This is a genomic window from Kitasatospora sp. NE20-6 (assembly GCF_045862635.1).
The window spans coordinates 1-18056 of record NZ_BPRL01000053.1; the positions used below are offsets into that span (position 1 = coordinate 1).

Annotated in this window: 12 protein-coding genes and 1 pseudogene; 5 read left to right on the forward strand and 8 right to left on the reverse strand. The window is 73.9% G+C overall.

Annotated features, from left to right (window positions below; translation table 11 throughout):
• The coding region (locus SNE206_RS29405; RefSeq protein WP_407916549.1) for an ATP/GTP-binding protein at positions 1-271 on the forward strand (271 nt) is incomplete at its 5' end.
• Between the two features lie 112 nt (positions 272-383).
• Here the strand turns inward: SNE206_RS29405 and cimA are convergent.
• The 4 genes and pseudogenes from cimA to SNE206_RS29425 form a co-directional block, all read right to left on the reverse strand.
• Entirely contained in the window at positions 384-1991 is a 1608-nt protein-coding gene (gene cimA, locus SNE206_RS29410; RefSeq protein ID WP_407916550.1) for a citramalate synthase, read from the reverse strand.
• Positions 1992-2414: 423 nt separating this feature from the next.
• Positions 2415-2606, reverse strand: a pseudogene (locus SNE206_RS29415) (Uma2 family endonuclease); the annotation flags it as partial.
• A 98-nt stretch (positions 2607-2704) separates the two neighbouring features.
• A complete protein-coding gene (locus SNE206_RS29420) occupies positions 2705-3817 on the reverse strand; it encodes a branched-chain amino acid aminotransferase (RefSeq protein ID WP_407916551.1) in 1113 nt (370 codons plus the stop codon).
• Between the two features lie 168 nt (positions 3818-3985).
• Entirely contained in the window at positions 3986-5023 is a 1038-nt protein-coding gene (locus tag SNE206_RS29425) for a 3-isopropylmalate dehydrogenase (protein WP_405011470.1), read from the reverse strand.
• Positions 5024-5177: 154 nt separating this feature from the next.
• Between SNE206_RS29425 and SNE206_RS29430 the strand changes: the two genes are divergently transcribed.
• The 4 genes from SNE206_RS29430 to SNE206_RS29445 all read left to right on the forward strand — a co-directional run bounded on the left by SNE206_RS29430 (position 5178) and on the right by SNE206_RS29445 (position 11365).
• Positions 5178-7244: a PIG-L family deacetylase gene (locus SNE206_RS29430; RefSeq protein ID WP_407916552.1), complete on the forward strand. Its 2067-nt coding sequence runs from the start codon at positions 5178-5180 to the stop codon at positions 7242-7244.
• A 91-nt stretch (positions 7245-7335) separates the two neighbouring features.
• Positions 7336-9861, forward strand: coding sequence for a YfhO family protein (locus SNE206_RS29435; RefSeq protein ID WP_407916553.1), 2526 nt, complete (start codon positions 7336-7338; stop codon positions 9859-9861).
• Between the two features lie 68 nt (positions 9862-9929).
• A complete protein-coding gene (locus SNE206_RS29440; RefSeq protein WP_407916554.1) occupies positions 9930-10898 on the forward strand; it encodes a glycosyltransferase family 2 protein in 969 nt (322 codons plus the stop codon).
• A complete protein-coding gene (locus tag SNE206_RS29445) occupies positions 10895-11365 on the forward strand; it encodes a GtrA family protein (RefSeq protein ID WP_407916555.1) in 471 nt (156 codons plus the stop codon). The genes SNE206_RS29440 and SNE206_RS29445 overlap by 4 nt, the downstream gene beginning before the upstream one ends.
• On the opposite strand, the gene SNE206_RS29450 is transcribed toward SNE206_RS29445, so the two are convergent.
• The 4 genes from SNE206_RS29450 to ilvC form a co-directional block, all read right to left on the reverse strand.
• Entirely contained in the window at positions 11306-14572 is a 3267-nt protein-coding gene (locus SNE206_RS29450) for a S8 family serine peptidase (protein WP_407916599.1), read from the reverse strand. The two genes, SNE206_RS29445 and SNE206_RS29450, sit on opposite strands and share 60 nt — an antisense overlap.
• 192 nt (positions 14573-14764) lie before the next feature.
• Positions 14765-14926: a hypothetical protein gene (locus SNE206_RS29455; protein WP_407916556.1), complete on the reverse strand. Its 162-nt coding sequence runs from the start codon at positions 14924-14926 to the stop codon at positions 14765-14767.
• A gap of 296 nt (positions 14927-15222) precedes the next feature.
• Complete coding sequence (serA, locus tag SNE206_RS29460; RefSeq protein WP_407916557.1) at positions 15223-16803, reverse strand: phosphoglycerate dehydrogenase; 1581 nt, start codon at positions 16801-16803, stop codon at positions 15223-15225.
• 216 nt (positions 16804-17019) lie between these two features.
• A complete protein-coding gene (ilvC, locus tag SNE206_RS29465; protein ID WP_407916558.1) occupies positions 17020-18018 on the reverse strand; it encodes a ketol-acid reductoisomerase in 999 nt (332 codons plus the stop codon).
• Positions 18019-18056: the final 38 nt, after the last annotated feature.

Here is an 18056-nt window from a genome sequence, read left to right on the forward strand (position 1 = left end):
CGGCGCCATCGGCGCCGTCGTCCTCGTCGACACCCGCCGCCTCGCCGACTGCTTCCCCGCACTCGACTACTTCGAGAACAGCGGCCTGCCCTTCGTCGTCGCCCTCAACGGCTTCGACGGACACCAGGCCCACACTCCCGACGAGGTCCGCGAGGCCCTGCAGCTCGGCCCCGACACCCCCATCGTCACCCTCGACGCCCGACGCAGGGACAGCGCCAAGAGCGCCCTCATCACCCTCGTCGAGCACGCCCTCCTGGCCCGCCTGCGCTGACCGCGGGGAGCCGTCCGCGGGAACCGACCGCGGACGACGGAAGGGGCCGGCCGGACCACCATGTCCGGCCGGCCCCTCCGCGTCCGGCCCCGCCGGGCCGTGCCGGGCCCTGTCAGGCGGCGTCGGGCTCCAGCCCGGCCCGCAGCAGCCCGTAGGTGTAGGCGTCCTCCAGGGCCAGCCAGGAGGCGCCGATGACGTTGTCGGCGACGCCGACGGTGGCCCAGGTGGCCTCGCCGTCGCCGGACTCGATGAGCACCCGGGTCTTGGAGCCGGTGCCGTGCTGGCCCTCCAGGATGCGCACCTTGTAGTCCACCAGCTCCAGCTTGCCGAGCTGCGGGTAGATGCGCTCCAGGGCGGCCCTCAGGGCCTTGTCGAGGGCGTCCACGGGCCCGTTGCCCTCCCCGGTGGCGATCCGCCGCTCGCCCTTGGCCCAGAGCTTCACGGTGGCCTCGTTGCCGGCCGTGCCCTCGGTGCGCTGCTCGCTGATGGTCCGCCAGGACTCCAGCGTGAAGAAGCGCTCCCGGCGGCCGCGCACCTCGTCGCGCAGCAGCAGCTCGAACGAGGCGTCGGCGGCCTCGTACGTGAAGCCGAGGTTCTCCTGCTCCTTGACCTTGGCGACCACCCGGCCGACGAGGTCGCGGTCGGCGGAGAGGTCGTAGCCGAGCTCCTTGCCCTTGAGCTCGACGGAGGCCCGGCCGGCCATGTCGGAGACCAGCATCCGCATGGTGTTGCCGACCCGCTCGGGGTCGATGTGCTGGTACAGGTCGGGGTCGACCTTGATGGCCGACGCGTGCAGACCGGCCTTGTGCGCGAACGCGGAGAAGCCCACGTACGGCTGGTGGGTGGAGGGCGCGAGGTTGACGACCTCGGCGACGGCGTGCGAGATGCGGGTCATCTCGGCGAGCCGGCCCTCGGGGAGCACCCGGCGGTCGTACTTGATCTCCAGGGCGCCGACCACCGGGAAGAGGTTGGCGTTGCCGACCCGCTCGCCGTAGCCGTTGGCGGTGCACTGCACGTGGGTGGCGCCGGAGTCGACGGCGGCGAGGGTGTTGGCGACCGCGCAGCCGGTGTCGTCCTGGGCGTGGATGCCGAGCCGGGCACCGGTGGCGGCGAGCACCTCGGCGACGGTCTCCCGGACGCCGAGCGGCAGCATGCCGCCGTTGGTGTCGCAGAGCACGACGACGTCGGCGCCGGCCTCGTGGGCGGTCCGGACGACGGCGAGCGCGTACTGCGGGTTGGCCTTGTAGCCGTCGAAGAAGTGCTCGCAGTCGATGAAGACCCGGCGGCCCTGCTCGCGGAGGTACGCGACGCTGTCGCGGATCATCTCCAGGTTCTCGTCGAGCGTGGTGCGCAGGGCGAGCTCGACGTGCCGGTCGTGCGACTTCGCGACCAGGGTGACCACCGGGGCGCCGGAGTTGACGAGGGCGGCGAGCTGCGGGTCGTCGGCGGCACGGCCGCCGGCCCGGCGGGTCGCGCCGAAGGCGACCAGCTGGGCGTGCTGCAGGTCGAGTTCGACGGCGGCGCGGGCGAAGAACTCGGTGTCGCGGGGGTTGGCGCCCGGCCAGCCGCCCTCGATGAAGCCGACGCCGAACTCGTCCAGGTGCCGGGCGATGGTCAGCTTGTCCGCGACGGTGAGGTTGATGCCCTCGCGCTGGGCGCCGTCTCGCAGCGTGGTGTCGAAGACGTGGAAGCTGTCGTTGGGGGTGCTGGCCTCGGTCATGGCCCTGGGTTCTCCGTTCGGGGAGTTACTGCTGTTGCCGGGTCTGGGGACCGGCTCCACTGTCCAGCATCCCGCGCGCTCCCGGTGTCCCTGCGCCCCTTGTGGGGGCTCCGGCCGGTCCGGGGGGCAAAACAAAAGACCCCTCGCGGGTGCGAGAGGTCTGCGCGCGGGTCTGGACGCTCGTGGGCGCTCCGCATCGGGTACTGCGGGGCGGTCACTGCGGACCGGCGCGCCTGCTGCTAATAATCAGCGAGAGCGAGGACACGTTCGCAGTCTGGCACACCATCCGGAATGCGGCGCCGGTGTCTCGCGATGCGGAACGGCTCAGGTGAGGCGGTCGGTGGCGAGCGTGAAGCCGAACGGCGCGGGCAGCGGCAGCGGATCCCCCGCCGGCACGCCGGTGACGGTGGTGTACTCGCCGTGCCGGTGGACCTGACGGACGATCCGGCCGATCGCGGTCTCGTGGTCGCCGTCGGGTGGTGGTGTCACGACGATCTCCCCCTCGACGATCTCCGCCGTGAACCCCTCGGGGGTGTCCGGCGTGAGGAAGGCCTCCAGCAGATCGTCGTCGCCGCTCGGCCAGGTGTCGTGAAGGTCGTGCGTCACCGCGCTCACGGCCGCTCCTTCCGATGTCGTCCGGCTCGACGAGCGGAGCACTCCGAGGTTACCCGGGCCGGGCGTCCCGCCGGGGCGGGACGCCCGTGCGCGGCGGGTCAGACGATCCTGTGCAGCCAGCCGTGGGTGTCGGGGGCCTGGCCGCCCTGGATGGCCAGCAGGGCCTTGCGCAGCTCCATGGTGACCGGGCCGGGCTCGCCCGTGCCGACGGTCCAGTCGGCACGGGTGGACTTCACCGAGCCGACGGGGGTGATGACCGCGGCGGTGCCGCAGGCGAAGACCTCGGTGAGGGTGCCGTCGGCGTCGGCCTGCTTCCACTCGTCCGTGGAGATCTTCCGCTGCTCCACCGTGTAGCCGAGGTCGGAGGCGAGCTGCAGCAGCGAGTCGCGGGTGATGCCGGGCAGGAGGGCGCCGGACAGCTCGGGGGTGACGATGGTCGCGTCCCGGCCCTCGCCGAAGACGAAGTAGAGGTTCATGCCGCCCATCTCCTCGATCCACCGGTGCTCGGCGGCGTCGAGCCAGACGACCTGGTCGCAGCCCTTCTCGGCGGCCTGGGCCTGGGCGATGAGCGAGGCGGCGTAGTTGCCCGCGCACTTGGCGGCGCCGGTGCCGCCGGGCGCCGCCCGGACGTACTCCTCGGAGAGCCAGACGGAGACGGGCTTGATGCCGCCGGGGAAGTAGGCACCGGCCGGCGAAGCGATGATCATGAAGAGGTAGGAGTTGGCCGGGCGCACGCCCAGGCCGACCTCGGTGGCGAACATGAAGGGCCGCAGGTAGAGGCTCTGCTCGGGCTGGTCCGGCACCCAGGCCTGCTCCTGCTGGACGAGCAGCTCGACCGCCTCGACGAAGGTCTCGACCGGCAGCTCGGGCATCGCGAGCCGGCGGGCGGAGGACTGGAAGCGGGCCGCGTTGGCCTCCGGCCGGAAGGTGGCGATGGAACCGTCCGCCTGGCGGTACGCCTTGAGGCCCTCGAAGATCGACTGGCCGTAGTGCAGCGTCATGTTGGCCGGGTCGATCTCCAGCGGGGCGTACGGCGTCAGCTGGGCGTCGTGCCACCCCAGGCCCTCGGTCCACCGGATGGTGACCATGTGATCGGTGAAGATCCGGCCGAACCCGGGATTGGCCAGCCGGGCCTCGCGCTCCGCGTCGGACAGCGGGTGCGCGGAGGGCTTGAGGTCGAACGCGATGGGCGCCTGGGTGGGCGTACTCATGACTGTCTGTCCTTCACCGTGGGGTTGGTCGGGGCCGACCCGCCGGAGTGAAGAACGCACGACGGCACGGCCCACTGTCGATACTCGCATCCAGAGGGCCGTGCCGAACAGCCGGTCGGCTGCTGTGCTGGGTCCGGCCCGCGGCCGGAACGGATGGTTCCCGGCCCGTCAGCCGGATACTCGGGCGGCGAGCGCGTCGCCGACCTCGGAGGTGGAGCGGGTGCCGGAGCGCTCGGCGAGGTCCGCGGTGACCGCGGCCTCGACGGCGGCGGCCTCGGCGGCGTAGCCGAGGTGCTCCAGCAGCATGGCGACGGACAGCACGGTGGCGGTCGGGTCGGCCTTGCCCTGGCCGGCGATGTCCGGGGCGGAGCCGTGCACCGGCTCGAACATCGACGGGAACGCGCCGGTGGGGTTGATGTTGCCGGACGCGGCCAGGCCGATGCCGCCGGTGACGGCCGCGGCGAGGTCGGTCAGGATGTCGCCGAACAGGTTGTCGGTGACGATCACGTCGAAGCGCTCGGGCTGGGTGACGAAGAAGATCGTCGCCGCGTCGACGTGCAGGTAGTCGGTGGTGACCTCGGGGAACTCCCGGCCGACCCGCTCGAAGATCCGGGTCCACAGGTGGCCGGCGTGCACCAGCACGTTGTTCTTGTGGACGAGCGTGAGCTTCTTGCGGGGGCGGGCCTGCGCCCGGGCGAACGCGTCGCGCACGGCGCGCTCGATGCCGAAGGCCGTGTTGAGGCTGACCTCGGTGGCCACCTCGTGCTCGGTACCGGTGCGCAGCGTGCCGCCGTTGCCGACGTACGGGCCCTCGGTGCCCTCGCGGACGACGACGAAGTCGATCTTCGGGTCGCCGGCCAGCGGCGACTTCACGCCGGGGAAGAGCTTGCCCGGGCGGAGGTTGATGTGGTGGTCGAAGGCGAAGCGGAGCTTCAGCAGGAGACCGCGCTCCAGCACGCCGGACGGCACGCTCGGGTCGCCGATGGCGCCCAGGAGGATCGCGTCGTGGCCCTTGAGCTCCTCCAGCACGGAGTCCGGCAGGGTTTCGCCGGTGCGGTGGTAGAGCCGGGCACCGAGGTCGTACTCGGTGGTCTCCAGCTTCACGTCGGCGGGGAGGGCGGCGCCGAGCACCTTGAGGCCCTCGGCCACGACTTCCTGGCCGATGCCGTCACCGGGGATCACTGCGAGACGAAGGCTGCGAGACATGTCCCGGACCCTACTCCGCGTCCCAGTGGATGACACCTTATGTCCACTATTCGGACGTCCCGGAAGGGTCGCCGACCGGGGGGCCGGGCCGCACCGGAAATCGCTCGGTTAAAATCCCACAGATCTGCACGGGGAATTCACGGGGGAAAGCACCATGGGGGGTCGGATCCGCAGACGCCGCCTGCTCTGGATGGCCGGCGGGGCGCTCGCCCTGCCCGCCGCAGGCTGCGGCATCGCACGGGCCGTGCGCGAGGACCGCGGGCCCGGACCGGCGCGGCCGGCCGCGCCGGTCCGGGCGACCGCGCTCGCCGCACACGACATCACCGAGTCGTTCGTGCACGTCATCGCACATCCCGACGACAATCTCTACTTCATGAATCCCGACCTCGACCACGCGCTCGCCTCCGGCGCCGCCTGCGTCACGGTCTGCCTCACCGACGGCGAGTCGGACGGCCGCAACGTGCTCCACAACGAACTCGGCCGCGTCACCCGCGCCGACCGCCCGGCCTACACCCGGGCCCGGATCAACGGCCTCACCGCCGCCCTGTCCCTGCTCGCCACCGGCGACGAGACCGGCGCATGGGACATATCCCTGGTCAGCTACATCGACGGCCACCAGGTCGAGCAGCACACGCTGCGGGCCGCCCCGCACGTCCAGCTCATCCTGCTCGCCCTGGTCGAGGCCCGCTCCGTCAGCCTCCACCGCAAGGACAGCCTGCGCGGCCTCTGGGTCGGCGAGACCCCCAGCCTGGCCACCCTGCCGCCCGTCCGCAGCGGCCTGCCGCCCGGTGCCGGGTACAGCCGCGAGCAGCTCGTCGCCACCCTCCACGCCGTGCTCGACCACTTCCGTCCGACCGTCGTGCGCACCCTCGACCCGAACCCCGAGCACTCCACCAAGCCCGGCCGCACCCCGCAGTCCGCCCCGGTCTACCTCGACCACCAGGACCACACCTACTCCGCGTACTTCGCCCAGGCCGCCCTCGCCCGGCACTGGGCCGGCGGGCAGGCCCGCGCCGCCTCCGTCGAGCACTACCTCGGCTACGTCAACGCCGTCCTCCCCCACAACCTCGACCAGGCCGCCGTCGGCCGCAAGGTCGTCGCGCTCAACAGCTACGGCTGGGCCGACAACCGCCACTGCGGCGACCCGGCCGGCTGCGGCGACCGCAAGGTCGGCGCCGGAGCGCTGCGCAACGGCTGGGCCCAGTCCACCCGGTACCGCGCCCCCGGCAGCGGCGCCTGGCTGCAGCCGCTCACCGGCGGCGGCCTCGCCGCCTTCGCCCTCCTCAACGGCACCGCCGTGCACTGGACCCGCACCGGCAGCCGCTGGACGGGCCCGCACCGCATCGACGGCACCGGCATGGAGGGGCAGCTGCACGCGCTCCGCCAGGCCGACGGCCGGCTGCGGCTGCTCGGGGTCCGCACCCGGCTCGGCCACGCCCCGGCCGACCACCGCCGCGAGATCGTCACCGCGGTGCAGACCGGGCCGGCCGCGTACGGGCCGTGGCAGAGCCTCGGGACGCCCGACGACGCGGATCCGGTGCGCTCGATGGAGGCCGGCTACCCGATCGGGCTGGCCCTGCCCGACGGCACCGTGCAGGTCGCCGTCCGCAGCTGGAACGGCTCGGTCGCCGTCCGCACCCTGGACGGCCCCTGGACCGTGCTGTCCCTGCCGCCGGACGCCGGCCCCGGCGTCCAGGACGGCCTCGGCGCCGTGGTCGACGCCGACGGCAACAGCCACCTCTTCGCCCCGGGCCGCACCGTCGCGCACTGGGCCTCCGACACCCCGGGCGGCCCGCTGCGCCCGGCCCGCCCGACGGGACTGCCCGTGCCGGCCGGGCCCGTCACCGCCCGGCTCGCCGCGGACGGCGCGCTGCGGGTGCACTTCCGCGAGCCCCGCAGCGCCCGCGTGCTGACCGCCGAACGGCGCCCGGGCACCGCGGGCTGGCGGGTGGTCGCCGAGTCCGCGCCGCCCGGCGGCTTCGGACGGGTCGCCGCCGCCGACGGCGCGCTCGCCGTCCGCGACGACGGCGGGCGCACCGCGCTGCGCGCCGACGGCCGGGACTGGCAGCACGACGGGCCGCTGCTCGCGCACACCCCCGCCCTCGCCTCCGACGCCGACGGGCGGATCACCGCCGCGGCGCTCGGCTGCGACGGCCACCTCTACACCGCGCGTCAACCCGTGCCGGGCGCCCCGTTCGGCACGTGGGGCCAGGCGGGCTGACGCCATGCCTATGCTCGGTGACCGCCCGGCCCGCCGCCGCGCGACCGCATCATCCGTGGGGCCCGCACGGGCCGGACAGGAGCACCCCGCAGTGAGCCAGGGATCCATCGCGCGCCGCCTCCGGAGCAGCGGGGCGGCCGCCGCAGGCCTGGCGGCGGTGCTGTCGATGTCGGCGTTCTGCCTGGCGACGGCGCTGCGCGGCACGTACCCCTTCGGCGGCCGCTCGCGGGCGGTGAACGACCTCGGCAACCAGTTCGTGCCGTTCCACGCGCACCTGTGGGACCTGATGCACGGCGAGTCCACCGGCGACCTGTTCCTCAACTGGAACAGCGGGTACGGCGCACCGTTCCTCGGCGACTTCTTCACCTACCTGATGAACCCGTTCTCCTGGCTGGTCGGCCTCTTCCCGCGGGACGCCGTCGACCTGCCGGTCTTCCTCGTCACCCTGCTGGGCATCGGTGCGGGCTCCGCCGCCATGACGGTGCTGCTCGGCCGCATCGCCCCGGGCGCGCCCTGGCAGCGGGCCCTGCTCGCGGTCGGCTACGGCCTGTGCGCCTGGGTGCTGAACGACGGATCCCCCGACCCGATGTGGATGTGGGGCCTGGTCTCGCTGCCCGCCGTCGGCCTGGCCTGCGACTGGTGCCTGCGCGGCCGCCACTGGGTGCTCGGCACCCTGCTGGTCGCCGCCGCGTGGGCGGGCAACTTCTACACCGCCGCGATGGCCACCCTCGCCTCCGCCCTCGTGCTGCTGCTGCGCCTGGCGCTGGACGGCCGGCCGGTGCGCGCCCGGCTGCGGCCCGCCGGGCGGGCCGCCTCGATGTTCGCCGTCGGCATCCTGCTGGCCGCACCCGCCATGACCGTGTCGCTCAAGGCCAGCAAGGCGTCCCAGCCGGCCCCGCCCGCCGTGTACGAGGGCGCGCCCGGCCTCACCGACTACCTCGCGCAGCTGCTGCCCGGCGGCCGCGCCGACCACCAGCTGCCGAACGTCTTCGTCGGCATGCTGGGCCTGCTGCTGGCCGCCTCGCTGCCGTTCAACCGGAAGGTCCGCCCGGCCGAGCGGGCCGGGTGGTGCGCCCTGCTCGTCCTGGTCGGCGCGAGCTTCGTGTGGGAGCCGACCATCCTGCTCTGGCACGGGCTGGCCATCCCCAACGGCAGCCCCTACCGGGCCTCGTTCGTGCTCAGCGGCCTGCTGGTGACGGCCGCCTGGGTCTCGCTCGCACGCCGCCCGGACACCCGGGCGCTGCTCGGCGGCGCCGGCCTGGTCGCCGTGCTGGCGCTGGCCGGGCACGGGCAGAGCTCGGTGCGCTGGTCGACCTGGATCGCGACCGCGGGCGGCGGGCTGCTCGTCCTCGGCGCGCTGCTCGCGCTCGCCCGCCGGCCGGCGCGCCCGCTCGTGCGCCGGTCCGCCGGCGTGCTGCTCGTGCTGGGGGTGTTCGCCGGTGCGGTGCACACCACCTGGGCGGTCACGAAGATCCGCGACGGGCTGCCGTTCTACGTGCCCCGCACGACGCTCTCCGCGCAGGCGCTCGACGCCCGGGACGCCCTGCAGCAGGAGGAGCAGTGGCCGCGGGGCCGCACCGACCCCGGCCCGCACGAGTTCGCCAACAACGACCCGCTGCTGCTCGGCGGCGAGGGCGGCTCGTACTACAGCAGCTACCTGCCCGCGGTCACCGCCGGGATGCTGCACGGGCTCGGCGCCGGCTGGTACATCCAGGGCCGGCACACCCTCAGCCCGGCCGACCCGGTCGGGCAGGCGCTGTTCGGCGTCACCACCCACCTCGACGGCACCGCCGCCCCGGGCGGCTTCGCCGTCCGGCACTCCCCCGCCGCGCCGCTGGTCACCGTGCACCCCGCCGCCGCCCCGGACACCCGCTCGGTGTGGAGCCGCCAGGAGTCGCTGCTCGGCGCGCACGTGTACGAGACCCCCGAACCGCGCTGGACCGACGGGCCCCGCCCGGTCCGCTCCGCCGGCGGCTGGACGGTCCCGGCGACCCGCAAGGGCGGCACCTGGACGACCTTCGCCGCGTCCTGCACGCCCGGCCGGACCGCCTTCCTCTACGCGCCGTGGCTCGGCGGCGCCGTGATGGGCCCCCGGGGCACGTCCGGCAGCTGGGGGCGGCAGCCGATGACCGCGATGCCGATCCGCGAACTCGGCCCGGTGCCCGCCGACGGCACCCTCACCGTCCGGCTGCGCGCCTCCCACCGGACGGAGATCCCCGGCCTGCCGGTCGGCTGCCTCGACCGCACGGCGCTGCACGCCGCCCTGGGCGGGCTCACCGGTGCGACGAAGGTCACCACCGGCGGCCACACCCTGCACGCCCGGCTGCCGGCCGGGTCGATCGGCACCGCGCTCGTCTCGGTGCCGGCCGTCGACGGCTGGCGCTGCTCGGTGGACGGAGGGCCCGCCCGCGCCCCGCGCTCCGAGCTGGGGATGATCGGCGTCCCGCTCGGCACCGGGGCGTCCGAGGTCTCCTGCGACTACCGTCCGCCGGGCCTGACGGCCGGTCTCGCCGCGAGCGGGGCGGCCGCCGCGGTGCTCCTCGGCGTGGCGGTGGTCACCCCGCTGCGGCGCCGGAACACGTCTGCGGCGAGTGGCGGACCGGTACCATCTGTGTGAATTCAGACAGGCAGGGCCAGGGGGCGATGCGTTCGGCCGCCGACTGCGGGAAGGCCGGAGGTGCGCGGGTGCGACTGTCCGTCGTGGTGCCCTGCTACAACGAGGAAGCGGTCGTCGAACTCTTCGACGCCGCGATCCGGGAGACCCTCGACGCGCTCCCCGTCGACTACGAGCTCTGCTACGTCGACGACGGCAGCGCCGACGACACCCTCGACCGGCTGCGCAAGATCGCCGCCGAGCACCCGGACACCACCCGCTACGTCTCCTTCAGCCGGAACTTCGGCAAGGAGGCCGGCATGCTCGCCGGCCTCAAGGAGGCCACCGGCGACGCGGTGGTCCTCATGGACGCCGACCTCCAGCACCCGCCGGAGCTCATCGAGCGGATGCTGGAGCTCTACGACCGCGGCCACGACCAGGTCGTCGCACGCCGCAGCCGGACGGGCGACCGGCCGCTGCGCACCGCGGTCAGCAAGCTCTACTACCGGCTCGTCAACCGCTGGGTCGACGTCGAACTCCAGGACGGCGTGGGCGACTTCCGGCTGCTCTCCCGCCCCGCGGTGGACGCCCTGCTCGCACTGCCGGAGTACAACCGCTTCTCCAAGGGCCTCTTCTCCTGGATCGGCTTCGACACCGTCACCTTCGACTACGAGAACGTCGCCCGCGAGGCCGGCGAGACGAAGTGGCACTTCGGCGCCCTGCTCAACTACGGCATCGACGGCCTGATCTCGTTCAACAACCGGCCGCTGCGGATCGGCATCTACCTGGGCCTCGCCCTGGTCGGCGTCGCCGCGCTGTACGCGGCGTGGATCACCGGCGTGGCCCTGATCGACGGCGTCGACTCCCCCGGGTACGTCACGCTGATCGTCGCCATCGTCGGCCTGGGCGGTCTGCAGATGGTGATGCTGGGCCTGATAGGCGAGTACATCGGGCGGATCTACTACGAGACCAAGCGGCGCCCGCACTTCCTGGTCAAGGAGACCAACGTGCCGCGCGCCGCGTTCCGCGCCGAGGGCTACCGCGCCGGGGAGCCGGTGTGAGGCCGCAGCTCTGGCAGATCGTCCGGTTCGGCCTGGTCGGCGCGGTCAACACCGGCACGTTCTACCTGCTGTACCTGGTGCTGCACCCGCACCTGCCGTACTTCGCGGCCTTCACCGGGGCGTTCTTCCTCAGCATGGTCGGGTCGTTCTTCATGAACACCTACTTCACGTACCGCACCAGGCCGACCTGGCGGAAGTTCCTGCTCTTCCCCCTGCCGAACATCACCAACTACCTCGTGCAGAGCGGCGGCGTCTTCGTGCTCGTCGAATGGGCGCGGATGGACGACCGGATCGCGCCGCTGCCGGCCGCAGCGGTCGCGATCCCGATCACCTACGTGCTGTCGAAGACCGTGCTGACCGGGCGGGACGAGGCCCCCGCCCGGCCCGCACCGGGCCGGGCGGCGGGCTCAGCGCAGGGTGACGATCTCGGCGCGGCGCCCGTCCGCGTTGAGGTGGTGGAGCAGTAGCAGCCGGGCCCCGGCGTCGTTCCGGGTGACCCGCAGCACCGCTCCCGGCCCCTCCGGCACGACGACCGCCGGCGGTCCGTCGACGCCGTGCCGGACGTCCAGCGCCGGGTGCAGCACGTCGAGGGCCAGGCCGGGACGGCCCCCGGTGAGCCCGATCGAGGCGATCGCGTCCTGCTCGCTCGGCGCACCCGGCAGCACCTGCGCCGTCCACACGGCGTACCGGACGGTGCTCGCGCCCGCCCGCAGGCCCGGCAGTGCGGAGAGCCGGACGGGCAGCACCAGCACGTCGCCGTCGAGCAGGGCGGTGTCGGTGTCGCCCCAGCGCGCGTTCAGCGGCTGGACGTCGAGCTCCTTGCCGGTCCGGGCGTCCGTGGTGCGGGCCACCAGCACGTCGCTGCCGCGCAGCCGGGCGGCGGCGGTGATCGCGTCGGTGCGGCCGTCGCCGTCGGTGTCGAGCGAGGCGCGCACGCCGAAGATCCCGACGGGTGTCGGGGCGGGCGCCCACAGGGCGGCGGCCAGGTAGAGGGTGCCCTCCGCGAGCGGGTCGGCGTGCGCGGGCGCGTCGCTGGCGGCACCGGCCGCCCGCAGGTTGGCGGCCCGCTCGCCGGGCCGGTCCACGCAGATGTCCTCGGGCTGCTGCTCGGGGGCCGCCGAGCAGTCCGGCCAGCGCGGCGCCTCCCCGCCGAGCACGAAGGCGCTCAGCAGGCCGGCGCCGTCGGCCGTCGGGGCGCCGCTGCCGGTCAGGGCCAGCAGTTCGGTCCCGGCGCGGAGTGCGGCGACCTGCGGACCGGCCGCGACGGCGGACGCGGCCCGGGGCGCGGCGAACAGCGGAACCCTCAGCACCGGCACGTCCGCGCCGACCGGCGTGAGCCGCAGGCGTCCGGAGAGCTCGCCGCGCAGGCTGCGCGCGTGCCCGGCCTGGGTCAGGTCGAGCGTGGGGTCGGGGGTGCGGTCGAGGCGGCCGGGCACGCGCAGGGTCACGGTGACCCTGGCCGTGCCGCCGGGCTCCACGGTGACCTGTGCGGGCGAGAGGCCGAACGAGGCGCCGGGCTGCTCGGTGGCAGGGGCGTAGCCGGTGGCGTACGTCAGCGGGGCGTCGCCGAAGTTGCGGACCTCCACCTCGCGGCGCAGCTCGGTGGGTCCGGTGACGGCGACCGGGCCGAACGAGACGCCGACCGCCCCGTCGACCGCGCCCTCGCCGGCGGCGTAGGCGACGGCGGGGGTGGCGACGGCGGCGTCGACCTCGGCGCGGCCGGCGCCGGTGCGCTCGGGCCCGTACACCGGGCCGTCGGGGCCTTCGCCGCGGTGGGTGTCGACCGCGGTGTTCATGAGTGCGGCCTTGACCTCGGCGACCGTCCGGTCGGGGTGGGCGGCGCGGACGAGTGCCGCGAGGCCCGCGACGTGCGGGGCGGCCATCGAGGTGCCGTCCTCGCGCATGCCGCCGGCACCGCTGCCGGCCTTGGCCGACCAGATGGTCTCGCCGGGCGCGGCGACGTCCGGCTTGACGACGCCGGGCACGCCGATGCCGCGGGAGGTGAAGGCGGTCAGGGTGTCGGTGCGGCCGGGCTGCTCCTGGCCGACGGCGCCGTGCAGCGTGTTGCCGGGGGCGGCGAGCTGCACGCGGACCGGGCCGGCGGCGGCCGCGGCGGTGAGCCGGTCGCCGTCGGTGCGGGCGAGGAGGACGGCCGGGATGCGGTCGTTGCCGGCGATCTCGGCGAGGCCCTCGGCGTCGGCGGCGAAGAGCGCGCCGACCGCGCCGGCGTCCGCCGCGTGGTCGGCGCGCGGGGCGGAGCCGCAGGCCCGGTCGGCGTCCTTGCTGCGCCAGGCGAGGACGGCGATGCGGCCCTTGAGGCGGGCGGCGTCGGCGGCGTCGAAGGCGGTGCAGCCGTCGGTCTGGCCTGCGGGCAGGGCGAGCTCGGCGGTGACGTCGTGGTCGGCCCAGCCGCGGTACTCGGCGCTCCAGTGGCCGGGCACGGTGCCGGCGAGCGGCTCGGGGGCGAGCACCCGGATGCCGTCGGCGTCGCTGTGCGGGTCGACGGAGGCGGCGACGGTGACGGCCCGGGCGGCGCTGCCGGGGCTGCCGCCGATGCCGTACACGTCGCCCTCGTTGCCGGCCGAGGCGACGACGACGGTGCCGAGCTCGGAGAGCCGGTCGGCGGCGAGCGCGTCGGCGTCGTCGGGGCTGCCGAAGCCGCTGCCGAGGGAGAGGTTGACGACGTCGAGGCGGTCGGTGAGGTCGCCGTCGCCGTTCGGGTCGGCGGCGAGGTCGAGGGCCTGGGAGAGCTGGTCGGTGGAGCCGTCGCAGCCGAAGACGCGGATGGCGTGGAGCTGCGCGCCGGGGGCCGCGCCGGGGGCGACGGTGAACCCGGCCGGGTCGAGGCCGGTGCGGTAGGGCCCGGTGTAGGGGTGGCCGTCGCGGGTGACGCCGAGGCCTGCGGCGGTGCCGGCGACGTGGGTGCCGTGGCCGTTGAGCGCGCAGTCGATGGGGTTGGCGTCGGGGTGCGGGACGGGCTGGTAGTGCTCGGCGGAGGGGTCCGGGTTGTAGTCGTCGCCGACGAGGTCGGTGCCGCCGGTCACCTTGGCGTTCGGGAAGAGCCCGGCGGGTGCGGGTCGTGCCCCGTCGACGGCGGTGAAGGCGGCGGTGGTGCCGGGCCCGCCGAAGTCGGCGTGGGTGTAGTCGATGCCGGAGTCGATGATGCCGATCCGCACCCCCGTGCCGGTGTTCCCGGAGGGGCCGGACCAGACGGCGGGCGCTCCGGTGAGCGGCACCGAGTAGGCGTTGGCCCGGTGCTTGAGGGCGATCCGGTGGACGGCGCGCACGCCGGGCAGCGCCGACAGCCGGGGCACGGACGCGGCGGGCACCGCGACGGCGAGCCCGCTGACCAGCGTGTGGGTGCGGTAGACGACGCGCGCCCCGGGGGCCGCGGCGCGCACCGAGCCGGCGAGGCCGTCGAGGGCGCGGGCGGCGCGGGCGCGCTGCTCGGCGCCGGCCCGGGCCGCCAGCGACCGGACGGCCTCCGGGCTGCGGCGCTGCCGCCGGGCGTCGGCGGCGGCCCGCTGCCAGGCGGGGGCGGCGGCTTCGGCGTCGAGTTCCAGCAGGACGGTCACCGGGGTGCCCGGTGGTGCCGGGGCACGGTCGGGGCCGGGTTCGGCCCAGGCGGCCGGGGCGGCGAAGGTGACGAGGGCGAGGGCGAGGGCTGCGGGCATGCGCACGGGAGGGTCTCCCCGGCAGGGGTGGCCTGATCCTGCGGCCGCCCGCACCGCGCGGACGTCGATCACCCTCCCGGACGGCCCAAATTAGGATCATCGCGCCGGGGAGGGCGAGCCCTTTCGCTCGTCCGTGGTCATGGTGCACTCGTTGGAGTGACGCCACGTCAGTCGTTCGGCCCAGCGCGGTCGTCAGTGCAGGTGATGACCCGTCACCCCGCCGTTGTCACGGCGGTCGAGTGCGCGCTGCAGCGCGTCGGCGGCGTGCCGGGGGGCGGGTTCGCCGCGCCGGCGGCGGCGCGGCGCGGGGGCGGCGGGGGTGGTGGGGGCGTGGCGGTCTGCGACGGGGGGCATACCGGCTCCTTGGTGCATGCGCCGTTCGGGGGCGCGACGGTGGGGAGGGTTGGTACGCCGCGGGCAGGGATCGCCTGCCGGATGCGCGTACGTGCGCGCACACGGGCCACGCGCCCCGGGCTTCGGGGGTGGCTCACCGTATGACCCTTTCACCGTACGACGGTCCGGCCGGGATGTCTGCACGAATAGTTGGATTTCCTAGTATCTGAGACGCGAACGCCCGCTAACACCGGCGGGAACGCGCAGGGCCCGGACCGCCGAAGCGGTCCGGGCCCTGGTCACAGCCCTGGAGGGACTCAGCCGAGGTTCACCGCGCGGGCGAACTTCGCGCCGATCTCGGCGGCGATGGCGTTCAGCACGTCCTGCGAGATCTCGCTGTCGACGGTGATGGACGCGAGCGCGCCGGAGCCGTCCCGGGCGACCTGCATGCCGGCGATGTTGATGCCGGCGTCGCCGAGGATGCGGCCGAGGGTGCCGACCACGCCGGGACGGTCCTCGTAGGTGAAGAACGCCATGTGGTCGGTGAGCGCCACGTCGACGTCGAAGCCGTCCACGCCGACGATCTTCTGGATCTGCTTCGGGCCGGAGAGCGTGCCGGAGATGGCCACCTCGCCGCCGTCGGCCAGCGTGCCGCGCACGGTGATGACGTTGCGGTGCTCGGGGCTCTCGCTGGAGGTCGTCAGGCGCACCTCGACACCGCGCTCCTGCGCGAACAGCGGGGCGTTGACGTACGACACCGTCTCGGCCACCACGTCCTCGAACACACCCTTGAGGGCGGAGAGTTCGAGCACCTTGACGTCGTGCTGGGTGATCTCGCCGCGGACCTCGACGTCGAGGCGGACGGCCACCTCGGCGGCCAGCGCGGTGAAGATCCGGCCGAGCTTCTCGGCGAGCGGCAGGCCCGGACGCACGTCCTCGGCGATCACGCCGCCCTGCACGTTGACCGCGTCCGGCACGAGCTCGCCGGCGAGCGCGAGGCGCACCGACTTCGCGACGGCGATGCCGGCCTTCTCCTGGGCCTCGTCGGTGGAGGCGCCGAGGTGCGGGGTGGCGACCACGTTGTCGAAGGCGAACAGCGGGGAGTCGGTGCACGGCTCCTTCGCGTAGACGTCCAGGCCGGCGCCGGCCACGCGGCCGTCCTTCAGCGCGGAGGCGAGCGCGGCCTCGTCGACGATGCCGCCGCGGGCGGCGTTGACGATGCGCACGGTCGGCTTGACCTTGTGCAGCGCCTCGTCGCCGATCAGGCCGATCGTCTCGGGGGTCTTGGGGAGGTGGACGGTGATGAAGTCCGACACCTCCAGCAGCTCCTCCAGCGAGACGAGCTTGACGCCCATCTGGGCCGCGCGGGCGGCCTGGATGTAGGGGTCGTACGCGACGATCTTCATGCCGAAGGCCGACATGCGCTGCGCGACCAGGACGCCGATGCGGCCGAGGCCGACGACGCCGAGCACCTTCTCGGAGAGCTCGACACCGGTGTACTTGTTGCGCTTCCACTCGCCCTGCTTGAGCGCGGCGTTGGCGGGCGCGATGTGCCGGGCGCTGGCGATCAGCAGACCGCAGGCGAGCTCGGCGGCGGTGACGATGTTGGAGGTCGGCGCGTTGACGACCATCACGCCGGCCTTGGTGGCGGCGGAGACGTCGACGTTGTCGAGGCCGACACCGGCCCGGGCGACGACCTTCAGCTTCTTCGCGGCGGCCAGGGCCTCGGCGTCCACCTTGGTGGCGGAGCGGATGAGGATCGCGTCCACGTCGGCGATGGCCGTCAGCAGCTCGGTGCGGTCGGCACCGTTGCAGTGCCGGATCTCGAAGTCGGGACCGAGGGCGTCGACGGTGGCGGGCGACAGCTCTTCGGCGATCAGAACGACGGATTTGCTCACGACAGTGTTGTCCTTAACTGTCCGGTTCGCCCCGGCACGTAGGTGGCGTGATCGGCGGGGGAAGGTGGCATGCCGCGTAGGAGACGCACGACGCTGTGGGCCTGACGCGCACTCGGAAGTGTATCGGCGGGCTGGTGCACGGGCTGCTCCCGTCCGGCGAAATCACCCGGACGGGAACAGCCGTGTTGTACAAGGAGGAAGGACCTCCGAAGGCGCTTACGCCTCCTCGTCGACCCAGCTCATCAGCTTGCGGAGCTTCTTGCCGGTGGTCTCCAGCAGGTGCTCGGCGTCGGCGTTCTTGTACTCGTTGTACTTCGGCAGACCGGCCTTGTACTCCGCGATCCAGGTGTTGGCGAAGGTGCCGTCCTGGATCTCGGCGAGGACCTTCTTCATCTCGGCCTTGGTGTCGGCGGTGATGATGCGGGGGCCGGTCACGTAGTCGCCCCACTCGGCGGTCTCGGAGACCGACCAGCGCATCTTCTCCAGGCCGCCCTCGTACATGAGGTCGACGATGAGCTTCAGCTCGTGCAGGCACTCGAAGTAGGCGATCTCCGGCTGGTAGCCGGCCTCGACCAGGGTCTCGAAACCGGCCTTGACCAGGGCGGCGGTGCCACCGCAGAGGACGGCCTGCTCACCGAACAGGTCGGTCTCGGTCTCCTCGGTGAAGGTGGTCTTGATGACGCCGGCCTTGGTGCCGCCGATGCCCTTGGCGTACGAGAGCGCCAGGTCGAAGGCGCCACCGGTGGAGTCCTGCTCGACGGCCACGATGCACGGGACGCCGCGGCCCTCCTCGTACTGGCGGCGGACCAGGTGGCCCGGGCCCTTCGGGGCGACCATGCAGACGTCGACGTCGGCCGGGGGCTTGATGAAGCCGAAGCGGATGTTCAGGCCGTGGCCGAAGAACAGGGCGTCGCCCGGGTTGAGGTTCGGCGCGATGGCCTCCTCGTACACGTCGGACTGGATCGGGTCCGGCACCAGGATCATGATGACGTCGGCCTCGGCCGCGGCCTCGGACGGGGTGACGACGCGCAGGCCGGCCTCCTCCGCCTTGGCACGGGACTTGGAGCTCTCCAGGAGGCCGACACGGACGTCCACGCCCGAGTCGCGCAGCGACAGCGCGTGGGCGTGGCCCTGGCTGCCGTAGCCGATGACCGCGACCTTGCGGCCCTGGATGATGGAGAGGTCGGCGTCGTCTTCGTAGAACAGCTCGGCCACGGGGGCACATCTCCTTGCGTGATGGTGATGCCGGGTGG

Bases quoted from the DNA above. Each gene is read 5' to 3' on its own strand.
- SNE206_RS29430 (WP_407916552.1), top strand. From the start codon at position 5,178: ATGGGGGGTCGGATCCGCAGACGCCGCCTGCTCTGGATGGCCGGCGGG.
- SNE206_RS29420 (WP_407916551.1), bottom strand. From the start codon at position 3,817: ATGAGTACGCCCACCCAGGCGCCCATCGCGTTCGACCTCAAGCCCTCC.
- SNE206_RS29455 (WP_407916556.1), bottom strand. From the start codon at position 14,926: ATGCCCCCCGTCGCAGACCGCCACGCCCCCACCACCCCCGCCGCCCCC.
- SNE206_RS29425 (WP_405011470.1), bottom strand. From the start codon at position 5,023: ATGTCTCGCAGCCTTCGTCTCGCAGTGATCCCCGGTGACGGCATCGGC.
- SNE206_RS29450 (WP_407916599.1), bottom strand. From the start codon at position 14,572: ATGCCCGCAGCCCTCGCCCTCGCCCTCGTCACCTTCGCCGCCCCGGCC.
- cimA (WP_407916550.1), bottom strand. From the start codon at position 1,991: ATGACCGAGGCCAGCACCCCCAACGACAGCTTCCACGTCTTCGACACC.